The organism is uncultured Ruthenibacterium sp. (assembly GCF_963558415.1).
Classification (GTDB): domain Bacteria; phylum Bacillota; class Clostridia; order Oscillospirales; family Ruminococcaceae; genus Ruthenibacterium.
Map to the genome: position 1 here is coordinate 1 of NZ_CAUWGY010000048.1, position 16,504 is coordinate 16,504.

18 protein-coding genes are annotated in these 16,504 nt (G+C 48.7%); 8 read left to right on the top strand and 10 right to left on the bottom strand.

Annotated features, from left to right (window positions below; genetic code table 11):
* Window positions 1–881: ABC transporter ATP-binding protein (locus tag AB5H98_RS08835; protein WP_367925547.1), on the top strand; the 881-nt coding region annotated here is incomplete at its 5' end.
* 89 nt (window positions 882–970) lie between these two features.
* Here AB5H98_RS08835 and AB5H98_RS08840 read toward each other — a convergent pair.
* The 3 genes from AB5H98_RS08840 to AB5H98_RS08850 all read right to left on the bottom strand — a co-directional run bounded on the left by AB5H98_RS08840 (window position 971) and on the right by AB5H98_RS08850 (window position 4,335).
* A complete protein-coding gene (locus tag AB5H98_RS08840) occupies window positions 971–2,341 on the bottom strand; it encodes an MATE family efflux transporter (protein ID WP_367925548.1) in 1,371 nt (456 codons plus the stop codon).
* Window positions 2,342–2,440: 99 nt separating this feature from the next.
* Window positions 2,441–3,412 carry an ATP-binding protein gene (locus tag AB5H98_RS08845; protein WP_367925549.1) on the bottom strand — a complete coding sequence of 324 codons (972 nt, stop codon included), beginning with the start codon at window positions 3,410–3,412 and terminating at the stop codon, window positions 2,441–2,443.
* A 2-nt stretch (window positions 3,413–3,414) separates the two neighbouring features.
* A complete protein-coding gene (locus tag AB5H98_RS08850; protein ID WP_367925550.1) occupies window positions 3,415–4,335 on the bottom strand; it encodes a DnaD domain protein in 921 nt (306 codons plus the stop codon).
* A 172-nt stretch (window positions 4,336–4,507) separates the two neighbouring features.
* On the opposite strand from AB5H98_RS08850, the gene AB5H98_RS08855 reads away from it, so the two are divergent.
* Window positions 4,508–5,392 (top strand): ribokinase, encoded by an 885-nt coding sequence (locus AB5H98_RS08855; RefSeq protein ID WP_367925551.1) that lies wholly within the window; start codon window positions 4,508–4,510, stop codon window positions 5,390–5,392.
* 37 nt (window positions 5,393–5,429) lie between these two features.
* On the opposite strand, the gene AB5H98_RS08860 is transcribed toward AB5H98_RS08855, so the two are convergent.
* The 3 genes from AB5H98_RS08860 to hypB are packed head-to-tail and all read right to left on the bottom strand — an operon-like array spanning window position 5,430 to window position 9,138.
* Complete coding sequence (locus tag AB5H98_RS08860; protein ID WP_367925552.1) at window positions 5,430–5,771, bottom strand: hydrogenase maturation nickel metallochaperone HypA; 342 nt, start codon at window positions 5,769–5,771, stop codon at window positions 5,430–5,432.
* A 13-nt stretch (window positions 5,772–5,784) separates the two neighbouring features.
* On the bottom strand, window positions 5,785–8,451 hold the full coding sequence (locus tag AB5H98_RS08865) for an FAD-dependent oxidoreductase (RefSeq protein ID WP_367925553.1): 2,667 nt from the start codon (window positions 8,449–8,451) through the stop codon (window positions 5,785–5,787).
* A gap of 12 nt (window positions 8,452–8,463) precedes the next feature.
* On the bottom strand, window positions 8,464–9,138 hold the full coding sequence (gene hypB / locus AB5H98_RS08870; protein ID WP_367925554.1) for a hydrogenase nickel incorporation protein HypB: 675 nt from the start codon (window positions 9,136–9,138) through the stop codon (window positions 8,464–8,466).
* A gap of 142 nt (window positions 9,139–9,280) precedes the next feature.
* Here hypB and AB5H98_RS08875 point away from each other — a divergent pair, with 142 nt between their 5' ends.
* Entirely contained in the window at window positions 9,281–10,189 is a 909-nt protein-coding gene (locus AB5H98_RS08875; protein WP_367925555.1) for a LysR family transcriptional regulator, read from the top strand.
* 44 nt (window positions 10,190–10,233) lie between these two features.
* Here AB5H98_RS08875 and AB5H98_RS08880 read toward each other — a convergent pair whose 3' ends face one another.
* Window positions 10,234–10,989 (bottom strand): EFR1 family ferrodoxin, encoded by a 756-nt coding sequence (locus tag AB5H98_RS08880; protein WP_367925556.1) that lies wholly within the window; start codon window positions 10,987–10,989, stop codon window positions 10,234–10,236.
* Between the two features lie 216 nt (window positions 10,990–11,205).
* On the opposite strand from AB5H98_RS08880, the gene AB5H98_RS08885 reads away from it, so the two are divergent.
* The 5 genes from AB5H98_RS08885 (at window position 11,206) to AB5H98_RS08905 (ending at window position 14,617) form a co-directional block, all read left to right on the top strand.
* Entirely contained in the window at window positions 11,206–11,643 is a 438-nt protein-coding gene (locus AB5H98_RS08885; RefSeq protein ID WP_367925557.1) for a MarR family winged helix-turn-helix transcriptional regulator, read from the top strand.
* On the top strand, window positions 11,640–12,278 hold the full coding sequence (locus AB5H98_RS08890) for a YitT family protein (RefSeq protein WP_367925558.1): 639 nt from the start codon (window positions 11,640–11,642) through the stop codon (window positions 12,276–12,278). The genes AB5H98_RS08885 and AB5H98_RS08890 overlap by 4 nt, the downstream gene beginning before the upstream one ends.
* Window positions 12,279–12,340: 62 nt before the next feature.
* The gene (locus AB5H98_RS08895; protein WP_367925559.1) at window positions 12,341–13,102 is read left to right on the top strand and encodes a hypothetical protein; all 762 of its coding nucleotides are present in this window, start codon (window positions 12,341–12,343) and stop codon (window positions 13,100–13,102) included.
* A 114-nt stretch (window positions 13,103–13,216) separates the two neighbouring features.
* Entirely contained in the window at window positions 13,217–13,777 is a 561-nt protein-coding gene (locus AB5H98_RS08900; protein WP_367925560.1) for a flavin reductase family protein, read from the top strand.
* Window positions 13,778–14,203: 426 nt separating this feature from the next.
* Window positions 14,204–14,617, top strand: coding sequence for a (deoxy)nucleoside triphosphate pyrophosphohydrolase (locus AB5H98_RS08905; RefSeq protein ID WP_367925564.1), 414 nt, complete (start codon window positions 14,204–14,206; stop codon window positions 14,615–14,617).
* A gap of 286 nt (window positions 14,618–14,903) precedes the next feature.
* Here the strand turns inward: AB5H98_RS08905 and AB5H98_RS08910 are convergent, their stop codons facing one another.
* The 3 genes from AB5H98_RS08910 to AB5H98_RS08920 all read right to left on the bottom strand — a co-directional run bounded on the left by AB5H98_RS08910 (window position 14,904) and on the right by AB5H98_RS08920 (window position 16,477).
* A complete protein-coding gene (locus AB5H98_RS08910) occupies window positions 14,904–15,413 on the bottom strand; it encodes a hypothetical protein (RefSeq protein ID WP_367925561.1) in 510 nt (169 codons plus the stop codon).
* Complete coding sequence (locus AB5H98_RS08915; RefSeq protein WP_367925562.1) at window positions 15,413–15,871, bottom strand: metallophosphoesterase family protein; 459 nt, start codon at window positions 15,869–15,871, stop codon at window positions 15,413–15,415. The genes AB5H98_RS08910 and AB5H98_RS08915 overlap by 1 nt, the downstream gene beginning before the upstream one ends.
* Window positions 15,872–16,018: 147 nt before the next feature.
* Window positions 16,019–16,477 carry a flavodoxin family protein gene (locus AB5H98_RS08920; RefSeq protein ID WP_367925563.1) on the bottom strand — a complete coding sequence of 153 codons (459 nt, stop codon included), beginning with the start codon at window positions 16,475–16,477 and terminating at the stop codon, window positions 16,019–16,021.
* Between the last annotated feature and the right edge of the window lie 27 nt (window positions 16,478–16,504).

A 16,504-nucleotide genomic window follows, 5' to 3' on the forward strand; every position in this document is an offset into this window, starting at 1 on the left:
TGGTGTTCCAGAACTATGCTCTGTATCCGCACATGACGGTTTACAAGAACATGGCGTTCGGCCTGGAGCTGCGCAAAACTCCGAAGGATGAGATCGACAAACGTGTTCGCGAGGCTGCTCGCGTTCTGGATATCGAGCATTTGCTGGACCGCAAACCGAAGGCTCTGTCCGGTGGTCAGCGTCAGCGTGTTGCCTTGGGTCGTGCAATGGTTCGTAACCCGGCGGTCTTCCTGCTCGACGAGCCTCTGTCCAACTTGGACGCCAAACTGCGTACTGCGATGCGCACCGAGATCATCAAGCTGCATCAGAAACTGGGAACTACCTTCATTTATGTTACCCACGACCAGACCGAGGCTATGACCATGGGCGACCGCATCGTGGTTATGAAAGACGGTATCGTGCAACAGGTTGATACTCCGCAAAACCTGTATGATTATCCCTGCAACATGTTTGTGGCTGGCTTCATCGGCTCTCCGCAAATGAACTTCCTGGATGCAACTCTTGTCAAAGAGAACGGCAACTATTATGTGGATCTGGGCGGCGACAAACTGCTCATCAACCCGGCGAAAGCTGCGGCCAACACCGCAAAATTGGATGCCTATATCGGCAAGACCATCAAGGCTGGTATCCGTCCTGAGGATATCAAGGACGATGAAGAGTTCTTGGAGAAACACAAAGATGCCACTATTACGGCTAATGTCGAAGTATCCGAGCTGATGGGCTCTGAGATTTATCTGTACCTGACCTACAAAGGCTACAAGATGACTGCTCGTGTGAACCCCACCAGCAAGGCGAAGAACGGTATGGATGTGAAGGTTGCGTTGAACACCAACAAACTGCATCTGTTCGATCCGGCCGACGAGTCCGTTATCCTGAACTAATTTTGATTCAAAGCCCGCAGTTACAAACTGCGGGCTTTCTTGATTATTCTTGATTAAAAAAAGAGGCGTGCAATTGCACGCCTCTTTTTTTAATCGAATTGAATGGTTTCTACATGACGAATTTTTTTGTTGTACAAATAGCGGAAGAAAAGAAGTGAAAGTGCAAAACCAAAGCATTCGGCGAAAAGGAAACTGTACCATACAGCACCCAGCCCACCCAATCTTGCAAGTACAAATGCAGAGGGGAGAAGGAGAAGAAGTTGACGGATTACGCTGATCCACAGACTGAGAATTCCATCGCCAAGTGCTTGAAATACGCTGGAAAGTACCACGCCGACTCCGGCGAACAAAAAGCACAGAGATATCAGGCGAAGTGCCGGTACACCAATGCTCAACATGTCTTCCTTGGCGTTGAACAGATAGAGCAATTGCTCGGGAAATGCTTGGAAGATGACCAGTCCCAATGCCATGATAGCGGTAGCCATGATGATACCAAGACGAATGGTATCCAAAATGCGTTTGCGTTGACGCGCACCATAGTTGTAACCGACGATGGGAATCAGAGCATTTGTAATACCGAATACCGGCATGAAGACAAAGCTTTGCAATTTGAAATAAACGCCAAATACGGATACGGCAGTTTCTGTAAAGGAAATAAGGATCTTGTTCATGCCGAATACCATGACACTGCTGATGCTCTGCATAATAATCGAGGGAAGACCTACCTGATAAATACCGCGGATGGTATGACCGTGAGGCCGCATGTTCGCGAGAGAAATGCGAACTTCGTGGTTTTTCCAATGATTCAAAATGAGAGCAACAAACATAGCGCACCACTGTCCAATGACCGTTGCAGCCGCCGCTCCGGCCACCCCCATTTTGGGACAACCTAAAAGACCGAAAATCATGATGGGATCTAAGATGATATTCACCACAGCTCCCGTCATTTGACTGATCATCTGATAAACGGTTTTACCGGTAACTTGCAGGATGCGTTCCATGGTGATTTCTACAAATGCGCCCAGAGAAAAAATAGTTACAATCCGCATGTAGTCGGCACCGGCTTGGGCAATTTCAGGATTTTGAGTAAATGCAGCCAAAAACATATCGCTTCCAAGCGCACCGAAAATTGCAAATACTACAAAGCTGATGAGCGTCACCAGAATGCCGTTGCTGGCCACTCGATTTGCTGCTTCAAAATTCTTTTCGCCCAGTCGTCGAGATAGAAGTGCATTGATACCCACCGCTGTTCCGACCGAAACAGCAATCATGAGATTCTGGACGGGGAAGATCAAACTGACGCTGGTCAGCGCATTTTCACTGACCATAGATACAAAGATACTGTCAACCACGTTGTACAGCGCTTGTACCAGCATGCTGAGCATGATGGGAAAGGCCATGCTTGGCAATAGTTTGTTGATTGGGCGTGTGCCCATGATGTTTTCTTTTCTGTTTTCCATAAATACTCCTTATTATTCATTGGCCTAACGCTTTGTGCGCAAAAAACGGAGCATGTGCCCTTTCGGACAATGCTCCGCGACGAGACTGAGAAAAAACGCTTATTTATCCATCAAGCGAACGTCATCACCGCAAAAATTCAGACACTCGCAGTTGCCTAGCAGCCGGGATACAATTTTTTCTGTATATCGGCGCTGGAGATCTGCATCAAGGACGATGTTGCTGGTGTAAATAGTGGGTAAACACCGACACATACGGGTGTTTACCAAGCTATAAAGACAGCTACTGACGTAAGGCGTCAAGTATTCCGTTCCCAAATCGTCCAGAATCAAAAGTTGTGCATCGCACAATGTTGCCAAGGTATCGTTGGCTTCTTCGTTTCGAAAATGTTCCTTTTCCATAGCATCAAAGGCATTTTGTGCACTGATATATACCACGTTGAACCCTTTGTGCAAAACAGTATTGGCAATGGCCAATGCAAGGTGTGTTTTGCCAAGTCCGGCATAGCCGTATAAGTAAAGATTGGGATTTTTTAATGTGAATTGTTCCGCGTAATCTTTGCAATAGTGAAAAATATCTTCCATATGCTGCCGCGCCGAAAGTCCCAGTTCGGGTACGTAACGGTCCGGATATTTATTTAAATCAAAGGTGGAGAAACTACAAAGAGAAAGCGGGGAAGATTCATTGACTTCCTTTTGGCACATTTCTCGAACCAACGCTAGCACACACTCACATGGACCACTGGACACTCGACCGGTATCCTTACAAATGGGACAGGTAAATTCAGGTGCTAAAGAGGCGGGATCAATGCCATTCTCCCGCAAAAGCATATCGCGCTTAGCATCACAAGCAGAGGCCTCGGCGAGTGCAGCGTCAATCTGTGCTCGCTCGGCGCCACTCGCCGAAAGCTGTGCAGCGCGCAGGCCTGCCAAAGCGCGTTGTTGTTCCAGTTGGGTCAATTCAGGCAAATCCTTTTGTACGGCAGCCAGGCGTTGGTCGGCAAGGGTTATTGCTTTCTGACGCCGTGATGAAACAATACCGAAAGCTTTGTGCATCATTTCCTGCCTGGTCATGCTCATTTCCCTCCTGTCTGTTTAAATACAGGTGCTCTGCGAGGTCCTTTGCCGAGCACCGATTTAGCGCTTGGGTTAGTGGGCTGTATATTCTGTGTGGTGAGTGCACCGTCTTTGATCACATCACGCACTGTTCGATATCCCTTGGAATACCATGTGCGAAGGATGCCATTTACATACCGAACACTCTGCTTTTCTCCCGCATAGGCAATAGCCTCGGAAATCATACTTTCATCGTATGAAAATTCTTCATACCAAGAAGCAATCAAACGTTGTTCAGCCTTTGTGAATTTGGAATCCGTCAGATGGAACAAGCGGGCGACCTCAGCTTCCCGTTCACTGCGCAGTGTCAATAACTTCAGATGGCGTTCAGCCGCTTCCAATGTATCAATGCCTTCTGCCTGCCATCCAAGCAGAGCACGCTCAATGTATCGGGCACTGCGTTTGCCCAAAGATACAAAATGGGCCACACCCAGCAGAATAAAATCCACAGGAAGCCCATCGGCAACGTATAAAGAAACCAAAATATTGGTATCCGACTGAGTAATCACACCGCCCATTAAACGCTGGCTTTCCTGCACCAGTGCAGCAATGGCCGGATCGTTGCGTGCGGCGGCCGTAACTTCTGGGGTAGTCATATGGCTGCGAACTTTGCTGGCATTGGCAAGGTCTCCGGTAGAGCTCCCAGAATCATCACAGCTCTCCAAAAGTCCTGCACCCTTCCAAAACAGGAGTGCTTCGCGTGCTTTTTCAGGGCTTTTTAAGCGTAGGGAGTGAGCCAGGCGAGCGGGATCTGTTTCACCGGTGGAAATCACCATGAGAGCAACTCGCAGCCAGTCATCCTCTAACTGCGGAAGTTTGGAGATAACCAGTTGCGGCACGCGGATGCTGTCCCCAAGATTTTTGCAAAGCCGGTATGCCACAAAATCCCTCCCTTTTCGTTTTTAGGCATATATAGTACTATACCACAAAATGGTTTAGTTTGAACAGACTTTTTACAGATTTTTACCTCGAAAGCACCTGTAATTGACAGGGTAAAAGAGCATGTTTATACTCAAAGTGAACGGCTTTTGAAGAAAGGTGGGCGAAGAAAACATGAAGGTTGTGAATCTCGGTTCACTCAATTTGGATAGGGTATATCGAGTAGAACATTTCGTGAAAGGACAGGAGACGATTTCCGCAAAAGATTATAGTGAAAACGCCGGTGGAAAGGGATTGAATCAGTCCATTGCCCTAGCAAGAGCAGGAATGCAAGTTCTTCATATAGGATCGGTTGGAAAAGATGGCGAAATTTTACGTGCGCTTTTGGCTCAGAATGGGGTGGATACCCATTTGGTGAACGTTGTGGAAGGTGCCAGCGGCCATGCAGTCATTCAGCTTGTAGAGGGACAAAACTGCATTTTGGTTTATGGAGGAGCAAATCAGATGATCGGTTCGGATCAGGTAAGGCAGGCTTTAACAGAGTGCGAAGGAGAGGATGTTTTGTTGCTGCAAAACGAAACGTCCTCAGTGCCCGAGGCCATTTGCATGGCAAAGGAAAAGGGAATGCGTGTGGCCTTCAATGCTTCTCCTGTAACTCCGGATATGTCTGCGTATCCAATGGACCTAGTGGACTTGTTTTTTGTCAATGAAGGAGAAGGGATGTTCCTAGCCGGAACGGATTGCTCCGATCCAGAGCGGATTTTGGATTCTCTGCGCAAAAAGTACAACGCCAAAATCGTCCTCACCTTGGGTGGAGATGGAGCATATTATCAAGATCATGATATGCGTTTGTATCAACCAGCTTTTTCTGTGCCGGTAGTGGACACTACTGGTGCAGGGGATACTTTCACGGGGTACTTTTTGGCCAATTTGCATCGTGGCCCGGAGAAGGCTCTGCGTATTGCCACAGCGGCCGCGGCTTTGGCCGTGGGGACAAAAGGTGCGGCTCCTGGAATTCCGACTGCAAACCAAGTGAAAGATTTTTTGATCAAGCAATAGGAAAAGAGGAGACCATGATCGGTCTCCTCTTTGATTTTTAGCGTACACGTACCTCTTTGATGTTGAATTCGCGACCGCTGAGAAGCTCCTTGTCAAAACTACCGCAATCCGGACAGTATCCTTGGTTTTCCACAATGGGAAAGGTCGTTCCGCAGTTACGGCAGCGGCCGACCGCAGGGATTAGATTGATTTCCAATTTTGCATCTTTTAACAATGGCCGCTCCCGAGCAGCGGGAAAGCATGCTTCAAAATAGTGTGGAACCACAGAGGAAATCTCACCGATTTCCATTACAACGGTGTCTACTGCGTCCACCTGTTCATCTTTCAGCGCATCTTCGATCACCTTGGCCATTTCAAACACAAGGCCTAGCTCGTGCATGGAAAAGCCTCCTTTACTCGTTACCTGTAACGGCGTCCTTTACAGACCGCACGGCAATTTTGCCTACACGCTTAATCATATTGGGAGTTAGTTTCAGCGGAATGCCCTCGAACGTGTTGTACTCCACATGATATTTTTTCACCAGATGAATGGCATCAAACTTACATTTGGTGGTACATTGGCCGCATCCGATGCACATTTCCTGGTTCAACTGAACCGCACCGCAGCCAAGGCAGCGCTCGGTCTCTCGTTTCATTTGTTCCTCGGTAAAGGTACAACGATCGTCGGAGAAACTGTCTGTTTCTACTTTTTTACGTAATGGGCGTTGACGCGGCATCCGGTCAAAGCTTTCCAAATCCGCGGCAGCCTTGTTGAATTCTTTATAAATACGGCGATCGCGGCCAGCGGTCATGCTGACGCCCTCCCACACAAAACGGTGGATCGAGATGGCGCCTTGCTTACCGGCGGCAATAGCGTCGATAGCGAATTTTGGACCAGTGCAACAGTCGCCACCCACGAAAATGTCTTTCTGTGCGGTTTGATAGGTAAGAGGATCAGCCACGGCGGTTCGACCACGACCGAACTCCACAGCACTGCCATCCAAAAGTCCGCCCCATTGAATTTCCTGACCGATGCTCAGCAGAACCCAGTCCGCATCCACCGTGATGGTTTCATTGGGGTCGTACTGAGGAGCGAAGCGACGATTTTCGTCGTATACGGAAATACAACGCATAAATACAATGCCTTTGATGTGACCATTTTCTACGAGAAGTTCCTTGGGGCCCCATCCGTTATGTACCGGAATGGATTCGGCTTCCGCCTCGGCGATTTCCTCCTCCAAAGCAGGCATTTCCTCTCGGCTTTCCAAGCAGTACATCTCTACGGTATCCACTTTTTCACGAATCGCGGTACGAGCCACGTCGATGGCTACGTTGCCGCCCCCCACGACCACCACTTTTCCGGACAAGTCCATGGAATGGCCCTGACTGACCGCTCGCAGAAAATCGACGCCGGCCACCACGCCCTGGGCATCCTCATTGGCAAGACCTAATTTGCGGCCACCCTGAGCGCCAATGGCTATGTAGAAAGCCTCAAAACCTTGCCCACGCAGTTCGTCCAAAGTTACGTCTTTGCCCACTTCTACGCCGGTGCGGAAGACAACGCCTAACTCACGCAGAATGTCGATTTCGGCGTTTACAATCTCACGCTCCAGTCGGAAGGCGGGAATTCCCATGGTCAGCATACCACCCAGAGTCTTTTCTTTTTCAAAGACAGTCACATTGTAACCATCCACTGCCAGATAGTAAGCGCAGCTAAGTCCGGCGGGTCCTGCACCGATAACAGCAATGGGTTTTCCGTAATCGTGGGCCTTGACGGGCACAAAGCGGTGCTCATCTTTCAGCTCTTGGTCAGCGATAAATTTTTTAATCTCATCTACGGCGACCGGTTCATCAAGACCGCCACGTGTACAGGCGCTTTCGCAGTTACGTGGGCAAATGCGGCCACATACAGCGGGGAATGGGTTTTCCTTTTTGATTAGCTCCAGCGCATCCCGATAACGACCTTGGGCCGCCAGTTTGATGTAACCTTGCACAGCGATATGGGCCGGACAAGCAGTTTTACACGGGGCAGTACCCTCTTCGGTCACATCCTCGCGATTTTCTCGATAGTTTACGTTCCAATGTTCTTTGGTCCAAACATGATTTCGCGGTGATTCCATTTTGGCAGGTTTGGTGCCCTCGCACAGCTTTTGTCCTAACTTTAACGCATTGACCGGGCAGTTTTCTACACATTGGCCACAGGCCACACACTTTTCGCTGTCGGTCTGAGCGACATAGTTGGAGCGCACCATGTCCGGCGCGTTGTAGTAAGCAGCGTTTCTCACCGCATAGCATCCGCATCCGCAACAGTTACAAATGGCGTAGGTTTCCCCGCCGTCAATGTTGGGCACAGAATGCATCAGACCGTTTTCTTCGGCTTTTCGAACGATTTCAAAGGCCTCTTCTCTTGTAATCTCACGGGCTCGGCCAGTGCGGATGCAATACTCAGCACCGGCATTTAGTTGCAGACACATGTCTTTTTCCAAATGACCACAACCTTGTCCCAAAAGACGACGTGAAGTCCGGCAGGAACAATCTGCTACCGCAAAGCGGGTGCTTTTATTTAGAATAGTGGCTACTTGTTCGTAGGGAACACTGTGACTGTCGCCGTCAATGGCGCTCTGAATAGGAATAACACGCATGGGGGATGCGCCCACAGGTAACTTTGGCGAAAGCAGTTCGCCTCGCAACCGTGCATATTCTTCAAAGACGGCCGGAATTTCCGGATGCTTTTCGCATTGCGCGCGGTTATTCATCATTTTTTCCATTACACCGGGCACAAACACCGGTAGCTCAAACACGTCCACTCCATTTTCTGAGTGAAAAATCACTACGCCCGCTTCGGTCAATAAATCCATCTGTTTTTTTGTTTCTTCCAAAGTTTTCCCGCATCGCTTCGCAATTGTTTCCAAGGGCAGAGGTTTGCGCAGCTCCAATGCAAGCGCTACTTCGGCCATTTCGTCTGTTACAACGCAGTTTAGCACTTTGTATTCCGGGGCGTTTTCATCCAGCTTTACCAGCATCGCCACCGAACCGCTGATCTTTTTTGCCAGCTTTAAAATGTTTTTTCTCACAGCCATCGTATTCCTCCTTCATCCTTTTAAATTTTTCCAATTTTGGATTTCTCGGTCCAGCCATTGAATCCACGACTCCATTCCTTCTCCCGTTTTGGCGGATACAGGGAATACTTCAATCGCCGGATTCCGAAGCTTGGCACGTTGCTTTACCGCGTCCATATCGAAGTCGAACATGGGCAGGGCATCAATTTTATTCACCAGAAGGGCATCGCATACAGAAAACATCAGCGGGTATTTTAATGGTTTGTCATCCCCTTCGGGCACGCTGAGAATCATTGCATTTTTAGAGGCACCAGTATCAAATTCGGCCGGACACACTAAATTGCCCACGTTTTCCAAAATGATTACGTCCAGCTCATCCGTACCCAGTGCCTCCAGTCCCTGGCGGGTCATATAAGCATCCAAATGACACATACCACCGGTGTGTAGTTGAATCACCCGGGCGCCTGTTGAACTGATCGTATGTGCGTCTACATCGGAATCAATGTCTGCCTCCATGACGCCCACCCGCCATTTTCGAGCCAACTCTGGAATGGTTTTCAGCAGCGTGGTCGTTTTTCCGCTGCCCGGACTGGACATTAGGTTTAAAAGAAAGATTCCCTTTTGGCGCAGTTGATCACGAAGCATATTCGCTTGTCGATCATTGCTGTCCAATACACTCTTTTTGATTTCGATTACCTGGAAACTCATTGCTTTTCCCTCCGTTTTACACAGAAAAAACATTGTTTTCTTTTTAACATTGTACCATTTGACTATACATGTGTAAAACAACAACTTTTTGTTGAACCATACAATCATTTGTTGTATGATGGGCCCAGAGGGGGGATGTCGGATGCAGATGCGGGCAATTGAATCATTTTTGGCGCTGTATGAAGATCGCAGTTTTTCCAAAGCCAGTCGGCGATTATTCATCACTCAACAGGGACTAAGCCGTCAGATTCAGGCATTGGAGAAAGAATTGGGCAAACTGTTGTTTGAACGCAGCCATTTAGGAGCGGAACCTACAGAGACAGCTCACCTGTTATACCCCTATTACCAGCAGATATTTGAGATTTATAGGGCATCCGAGGAACTTTTAACGCCGACGGAACAGCGAACCATTCGAGTAGGTTTTGCTTTTGGCATTTCTAGCGCCGGTGACCCCGATTTTTTGATTGATTTTCAAAGACTTCACCCAGAAATACTCGTGGAGATACAAGAGTGGAGTAAAGCCGAGTGCATCCGAAAATTGCTTCATAATCAATTGGATGTTGCGTTTTTAATTAATCCATTTCCGGAAACACTATTTCGTACCTGTCGTATCACCAGCGACCATATGTATGCGGCGATGCACAAAACGCATCCACTGGCTGCTGATGTGGGTCCACTGGATTTTCACGCGTTGGATCGCCAGATGCTTCTAACGGGATCACCCGAAAATGCACTGCGTCAGTTTTTTGATTATTGTTGTGTGATGGCACAAATTCATCCCCATATTCGTCTGGCGTCCAGCCACAATTTGGATGTGGTAAATACGATGGGGGAGGATATGGGAATTGCCACCTTAAACTCCGCTATGGCGCTGCGAGTGACCAATCCCAATATTCGCATTCGCCGACTGGAGCTGCCCTGTGCAGGTTATTTGTACGGTTGTGTGCCGTTGTATTGTGCCGAAGAATCATTGCCTGTACAGGTAATCCGCTATGCGCAGGATCATTATGCCAGACATCCAGTACCGGTATATCCCGACAGGTTGGAATAGAAACAAGCCCGAGCGCGAATCTTTTTTGCGCTCGGGCTTGTTTTTTAATCTTTATAAACAGGACATTGATACCGTGCTTTGCCGCGAGTGGCTTTGCCATATTCGATGGCATTCACCGGGCAGCCGCAAAGGCAGGCCATGCAATGGGTACACCGGTCGCCCCAGATTGGTTTTCCTTCTTCCAGATGTATGTTACCCAGTGGGCACAGAGAGGCACATTTTCCGCATTTCACACAGGCGTCTGTAGTGTGAAAGGGGCGTGTCTTAATAAAAAAGCGGTACATGCCTTCGTTGATGGGACCGGATTTGAATTTGTCCAGTGCACCAACCTTGACCATAGAAAAATCCTCTTTGGCTTCAATACGCCGTGCAGCTTCTAACAGCAGCGGTTGCGCTGCTGTAATTTTTTCCTCGGCCTCGCCAGGCTTGGGTGCGGGAAAAAGCACCAAATAGTTGTCCGGCATCACTACGGGCAACAATCCCCGGAAGGAAAAACCTTTTTCCGCGCACAAGTCGGTCAGTCCATGAACCGCATTGCCCGTTTCACCGCCGCAGGTCAATACAAAATAGGCGTCTCGGCTTCCTTTGAAAGTGCTAGTACGGATGAACTGTGCAAAAACGCGAGGAATCTGCCACGCATAGGTTGGGGCCACAAATACCCAAGGGCGTTGACTGTTGAGTTCGGCCGCCGCCTGCTCGCGCAGGAAGGAAAAGGCGTCCATAGCTTGGTCATTCAGTGCATGAGCAAGAAATTGGGCGCAGTACCGGCTGTTGCCGGTGCCAGAAAAATAGACGATCATTCAAACTCCCCCTGTATCAAAGGATTTATTCTTAAAACATACATTTTGCGCGTTGAGTTTAAAAATCCCTTCTGAAAGGGAAAACGTGCCTGCCAATTTTCTTTATCATATCATGTTGCGCAAGATTTTCCTAGGGAAAAGCGTCTTGACGCCGGTCAAAAAATGACTATAATAAACATGAATATAATAAGAATGCTTACTATTTGGAGGCGTTTTGTGGAACAACTGCATTATTTGCTGATGAAAACACACACTTGTTTGAACCGCTGGATTCTTGAGAAAGCGGCGGCGCTGGGGTTGTCGCCGGGGCAGCCGAAGGTGCTGGAATGCCTGATGCAAAACGGTGAAAGCAACCAAAAAGCGATTGCGGAATTTTGTGAGATTGAGCAGGCAACGGTAGGCAGTATTCTGTCCCGCATGGAGCGTGATGGACTCATTCGCCGCACACAATATCAGGAGAACCGGCGGTCACTGTATGTGTCTCTGACAGAGGAAGGGCGGCGTAAGGGCGAGTTGCTGAATCAAATTTTCCGTGAGGCCGATGCTTTGGCGGTCTCGGCTCTGTCACAAGAGCAGCGTCGGCAATTTTGCGAAATATTGAAGACTGTTGGCTGTTCGCTGAAAGCCTCCGGGAAGGATGGGGAAAACGAATGAATTCTTTCTGCAAGCGATGCGCGATGCTATGTGTGGGCTTGATTGTTATGGCGTTCGGAGTGGCTTTTTCCATCAAAGCGGGGTTGGGAACGTCGCCTATTTCCAGCCTTCCTTATGTGTTGAGCCGTTTTACTCCTTTCACTGTAGGTACAGCCACCATTGCCATGCACGTCACATTTATTTTGTTGCAGATTGTGCTTTTGCGCAAGCAATATGAGCTTTTTCAGCTTCTGCAACTTCCGGTAGCGCTGATTTTTGGAATGCTGACAGACTTTGGTGTATGGGCCATACAAGGAATCAGCGCGTCCTCCTATGCAGGCCGGTGGGGACTGTGTGCGGTTGGCATTCTGCTGGTAGGATTGGGTGTCAGCTTGGAAGTGAATGCCCAGGTGGTAACACTGGCCGGCGAAGGCATGGTGTTGGCGGTGTGCAAGGTGTTTAAGACCAAGTTCCCCATCACAAAAATCGGTTTTGATGTAACGCTGGTGATTGTGGCAAGTGTGCTGTCCTTTCTATTTCTGGGACACTTGGAAGGTGTGCGAGAGGGAACGGCTGCAGCGGCTCTGTTTGTGGGCATGGTCGCCAAACAGTTCAATCGGCCGGTGAAACATTTTACAGAGCGGTGTTTGTGCTGAATAAGGTTGCAATGCAGCTTCTTGATGGCGTATGATGAAAAAAAGGCTGGGAGGGTGGTCTTATGAAGATTTGGATGTCCCCACAGACAGAAAAGCACAATCCCTCATTGTGGCGTTTGGGGGCACAGGTCATAGCAATTGTGGTTTTGGCATTTTTTTTGATCATTGCAGGAATGAAACTGGTGTACCGATGGAATTTGCCGCAGCCGACAAGTTTGCTGGTTCTTTGCCTATTCATCACCGCGTTGGTGATTTTTTTGGCATATCGCCTAGGTCGCCACAATGCGCGGAACCTCGCCGCTTTTTTTCTGGACGAAGAGAATCGGTTGTTTGCTATGGATTTTCGGTGGGTGTTGTCCTGCAATCATAGGATTACATACCACGACTGGAAGAGGCTGCAACAGTGGACAGAACGAATCCGCATCCAAAAGATAGTGCCGGACGGGGCTGCCGAGATTCTGCGTGTGGAAAACATTCGTGAAAACCCCAGTGATTACGCTGTGGTTTGTCAGGTGCGCCGTTATGGCAGAATTGGAAGGCTCACATTGATGCTGATGAAAGGGTACGAAGATGAGGATTGGCTGCTGCGGGAACTGGAACGGCGAAGAAACTGGGATTCCCGTCTGGCGGAAGACGATGACCGGCGTCCCTTGGGGCTGGCAGTTGGTGCTCTGGTCCTGGGGATAGGTGCTTTGGGTGCTTTGTTTAGTCATCCGGCGTTGGGCTATTTGCCGCAAATTATCTATTTTCCGGCTTTGGCTGTGGTGCTGGTCGGGATAGTCATGCTGGTTTCTTTCATTGTAAAGCGGCACAGAGGAGAATGAAAAACTTGCTTTTGTGCTTTCTCAAAAAGCAATCAAATGGTAAAATATATGCCAAGGTCGCACTCAGCGCAGAGTATGGGCGCTGGTGCATAAAAAGAAAAAGGAGAGATCTGAATGCGTAAAAATTTTGGACCAAAACCCTGGACTTACCCGCAGCCGGTTTTTATTCTGGCCAGTTATGATGAAAACGGAAAGGCCAATGCAATGAATGCGGCCTGGGGCGGTATTAGCGATACATACGAGCTGTCCTTGTGTATTAGCGCAGGACACAAGACCACCAAAAACATTTTGGCTCGCAAGGCGTTCACCGTCAGCATGGCGGACGCAGCTCATATGACAGCGTGCGATTATGTGGGCATTGTGTCTGGTAACGATGTGCCTGACAAGTTGAAAAGAGCAGGGCTGCACACTACTCATTCAGAATTTGTAGACGCCCCATTGATTGATGAATTGCCTATGGCCGTTGAGTGTCGTTTGTTGAGCTACGATTCTGAAAGTGGCCATTTAGTGGCGGAGATCGTCAATGTGAACGCAGACGAGCGTGTGCTGGGGCCAGACGGTAAAATCGACCCAGAGCGGTTAGATCCCATCACATTCGATCCCGTAAATAATACGTATCGCCGATTGGGGCAAATCGTGGGCAATGCGTTCAAGGACGGTGCCCAATTAAAATAAAATCGAAAAATCTGCTGGTGTAGAGTTTTATGAGCGGATTTTTTTGCGATTGCTTCGAATCAAAGAATTTGTTTGGAAAGAGAAAAGCTTATGAACACCGAAGAGTACAAACTGGAAATTTTTCTACCTGAAAGTCATTTGAAACCATTGCAGGAAGCTCTGCAACAGGTGGAAGCGGGTTGTATTGGAAAATATGACAGTTGCTTTTGTTATAGCCGTGTTACCGGCTGTTGGCGTCCGTTGGAGGGGGCACAACCTTATATTGGAAAAGTGGGAGAAGTGTGCTCCGAACCAGAGCTTAAGCTCGAAGTGGCCTGTCGGGCAGACCAGCTAGAACAGACGCTGGCGGCCATCCGCTCGGTACATCCCTACGAGGAACCAGTCATTTACGTTTTGCCGTTGTGCCGACCTGTTTTGAAAAAAGCCGTGGAGGTTGTGGCTGCATTAATCTGGGACGGTAGGCGCTTTATGATTTGTCAGCGGCCTGCCCACAAGGCGCGGGGACTTCTATGGGAGTTTGTCGGTGGAAAGGTAGAACCGGGAGAGACAAAGCAGCAGGCACTGGTGCGGGAATGCCGAGAGGAACTGGCTGTGACCGTAGCAGTGGAGGCTCCCTTTATGGATGTGACGCATACTTATCCGGATTTGACTGTGCATTTGACACTGTTCCACGCACGTATTGTGGAAGGTGTACCCAAAAAGTTGGAGCACAATGATATTCGCTGGATTGAGGTAGAGCAAATCGAACAGTTTCCGTTCTGCCCGGCAGACGAAGTGATTTTGCAGAAGCTGCGTAAGGAATATGGAGCAGAAAGCTTCACTGCCGAGGGTGAGAAGTGATTTGGGTGTTCTGACCCGTGGGCAAAGTTGTTGGAAAGGCATGTTTCCCAAAAAGCAGCGGACACATTTTTTGAAGGCTGTTGGATTCGCGTGAATCTGAATATATAAAAAAGGCCTCTGAATGCATTGCGCATTCAGAGGCCTTTTTCATACAGTCTAAGTTTATTCTGGCAAATACAACGTGGCGGGATGCCTGTTTACCGCCACTGATTTTTCCATGACTGAACCGACCGGTCATGGATGAGAGGGGGCTGAGCGTTTGCAATAGAAAAATCACCCAATATTTTTATTTCAATCTGTTCATTGTTATACCCATTCGCTCCAATCCCAGTCCAACACCATCAAATCCTACGCATCGGCTGGGAGTGGTGTTTACAGCATGGTCCATTAGCGGCTGAACGTTGCAAGAGACGTCCAGGCACCAGTCTGTTTTCAGCACGTCTTCCCAGGCTCGATTGAGAAAAGCAACCTCCCGCCGGCCGTGAGTACGAGTGATCTCAGGGGTGCCAGCTACGCGAAGATAGGCTTCGATTTTTGCAGGGGAAAAACCGGAAGCGAGAAGGCTCTCAGTGAGACCTTCTCGGAACAACTTGGGAATGTCCGACCATTGAAAAGGTACAACATCAAAGCGGATAAAAGTATATCGGCTGTAACAATGGACCGCCAACAGGCATTTTCGTCCACGCAAATCAATCACATGCAGATCCCAACAAAAACGTCTGTCCGGTTGCGTACCGTAATCGGGTGTTTTTATTTTCAGAAAACGCTGCATAGGAAAAGTCAATCCCAGTTCCATCACTGCACCTCATGGGGAATGACAATTTTCTCCACCTGGATTTTTTCATCGGTGATTTCTGCAATCATCATAGTAATCTCTTGGTGAAACCGCCGGGGACCACAAGAGCCGGGATTCAGCCACAGGACTCCTGCGTATTCCTCTTGCAGATATTTGTGAGAATGGCCGAATACTACCACGTCCACACCGGAAAGGTCCGCCGGGACATCTTTTTTGTTGTGAACAATGAAAAAGGTGACTCCAGCCAAAGTAACAGTGAGATCGTGGGCAAGGGAACTGGCCCATTCTTTGTCGTTGTTGCCGCGGACGATGTAAAGCGGAGCATATTGCCGCAGCTCGTCCACAATACTCGGCCGATTGATATCGCCACCATGAAGAATGACGTCAACTGTTTTCAAATGTTCCACCACCTGAGGCCGCAGTAGGCCATGAGTGTCGGAAAGAATAGCCAGTTTCATATATTTCCTCCCATTTATACGCAATGTGGTGGATGCGATCCAATTACCAGAATGCAATGTTTCCGAGTTCTCTCTGAGGGGCCAATCCCTCACAAAAAGAAAACACGTAAGTTACACAGCAGGGATTGTAGCGGGATGTGTCACGGGCTACAACAAATTTTCATCTTCTTCAAGACTGCGGTAAAATGTGCGCGCCTGCTCCAAGTCGTGTGTGTCCGGATGTCCTTTGGAAAGACCGCCTATTAGTTTGAAAGGCCCGAAGGTATTGTAACCTTTGCAGGAGAATTCACCCAGCACGCGACAGCCCTTTTCCTCGGCAATTTGCCGCAATGTCCGGGTTCCCATGCCCTTCACTCCGCCGTAAGTGTATACCAAAAATACTGGTTTGCCCGCAGGCAGATACTGTCGGGCAAAATCCACCACCGCCTTGTGCATTTCAAAACCGTAGATGCCAGATGCCAAACCGATACAATCATACTCATTTAGACATACCGTCTGTCGAGTACGTACGTCAATGAGATCGACATTGCCTTCTGCGGCCATGGTCTCCACCAATTTTCGAGTATTGCCATGGTGGCAGGAAAGATAACAAATTGCTGCTTTCATCCTTTGTCTCCTTTTTCAAACGTCCAA

What these genes read in the sequence shown, in the direction of transcription:
- AB5H98_RS08840 (WP_367925548.1), bottom strand. Translation starts at nt 2,341, where the DNA reads ATGGAAAACAGAAAAGAAAACATCATGGGCACACGCCCAATCAACAAA.
- AB5H98_RS08845 (WP_367925549.1), bottom strand. Translation starts at nt 3,412, where the DNA reads ATGACCAGGCAGGAAATGATGCACAAAGCTTTCGGTATTGTTTCATCA.
- AB5H98_RS08855 (WP_367925551.1), top strand. Translation starts at nt 4,508, where the DNA reads ATGAAGGTTGTGAATCTCGGTTCACTCAATTTGGATAGGGTATATCGA.
- AB5H98_RS08860 (WP_367925552.1), bottom strand. Translation starts at nt 5,771, where the DNA reads ATGCACGAGCTAGGCCTTGTGTTTGAAATGGCCAAGGTGATCGAAGAT.
- AB5H98_RS08865 (WP_367925553.1), bottom strand. Translation starts at nt 8,451, where the DNA reads ATGGCTGTGAGAAAAAACATTTTAAAGCTGGCAAAAAAGATCAGCGGT.
- hypB (WP_367925554.1), bottom strand. Translation starts at nt 9,138, where the DNA reads ATGAGTTTCCAGGTAATCGAAATCAAAAAGAGTGTATTGGACAGCAAT.
- AB5H98_RS08875 (WP_367925555.1), top strand. Translation starts at nt 9,281, where the DNA reads ATGCAGATGCGGGCAATTGAATCATTTTTGGCGCTGTATGAAGATCGC.
- AB5H98_RS08880 (WP_367925556.1), bottom strand. Translation starts at nt 10,989, where the DNA reads ATGATCGTCTATTTTTCTGGCACCGGCAACAGCCGGTACTGCGCCCAA.
- AB5H98_RS08890 (WP_367925558.1), top strand. Translation starts at nt 11,640, where the DNA reads ATGAATTCTTTCTGCAAGCGATGCGCGATGCTATGTGTGGGCTTGATT.
- AB5H98_RS08895 (WP_367925559.1), top strand. Translation starts at nt 12,341, where the DNA reads ATGAAGATTTGGATGTCCCCACAGACAGAAAAGCACAATCCCTCATTG.
- AB5H98_RS08900 (WP_367925560.1), top strand. Translation starts at nt 13,217, where the DNA reads ATGCGTAAAAATTTTGGACCAAAACCCTGGACTTACCCGCAGCCGGTT.
- AB5H98_RS08910 (WP_367925561.1), bottom strand. Translation starts at nt 15,413, where the DNA reads ATGGAACTGGGATTGACTTTTCCTATGCAGCGTTTTCTGAAAATAAAA.
- AB5H98_RS08915 (WP_367925562.1), bottom strand. Translation starts at nt 15,871, where the DNA reads ATGAAACTGGCTATTCTTTCCGACACTCATGGCCTACTGCGGCCTCAG.
- AB5H98_RS08920 (WP_367925563.1), bottom strand. Translation starts at nt 16,477, where the DNA reads ATGAAAGCAGCAATTTGTTATCTTTCCTGCCACCATGGCAATACTCGA.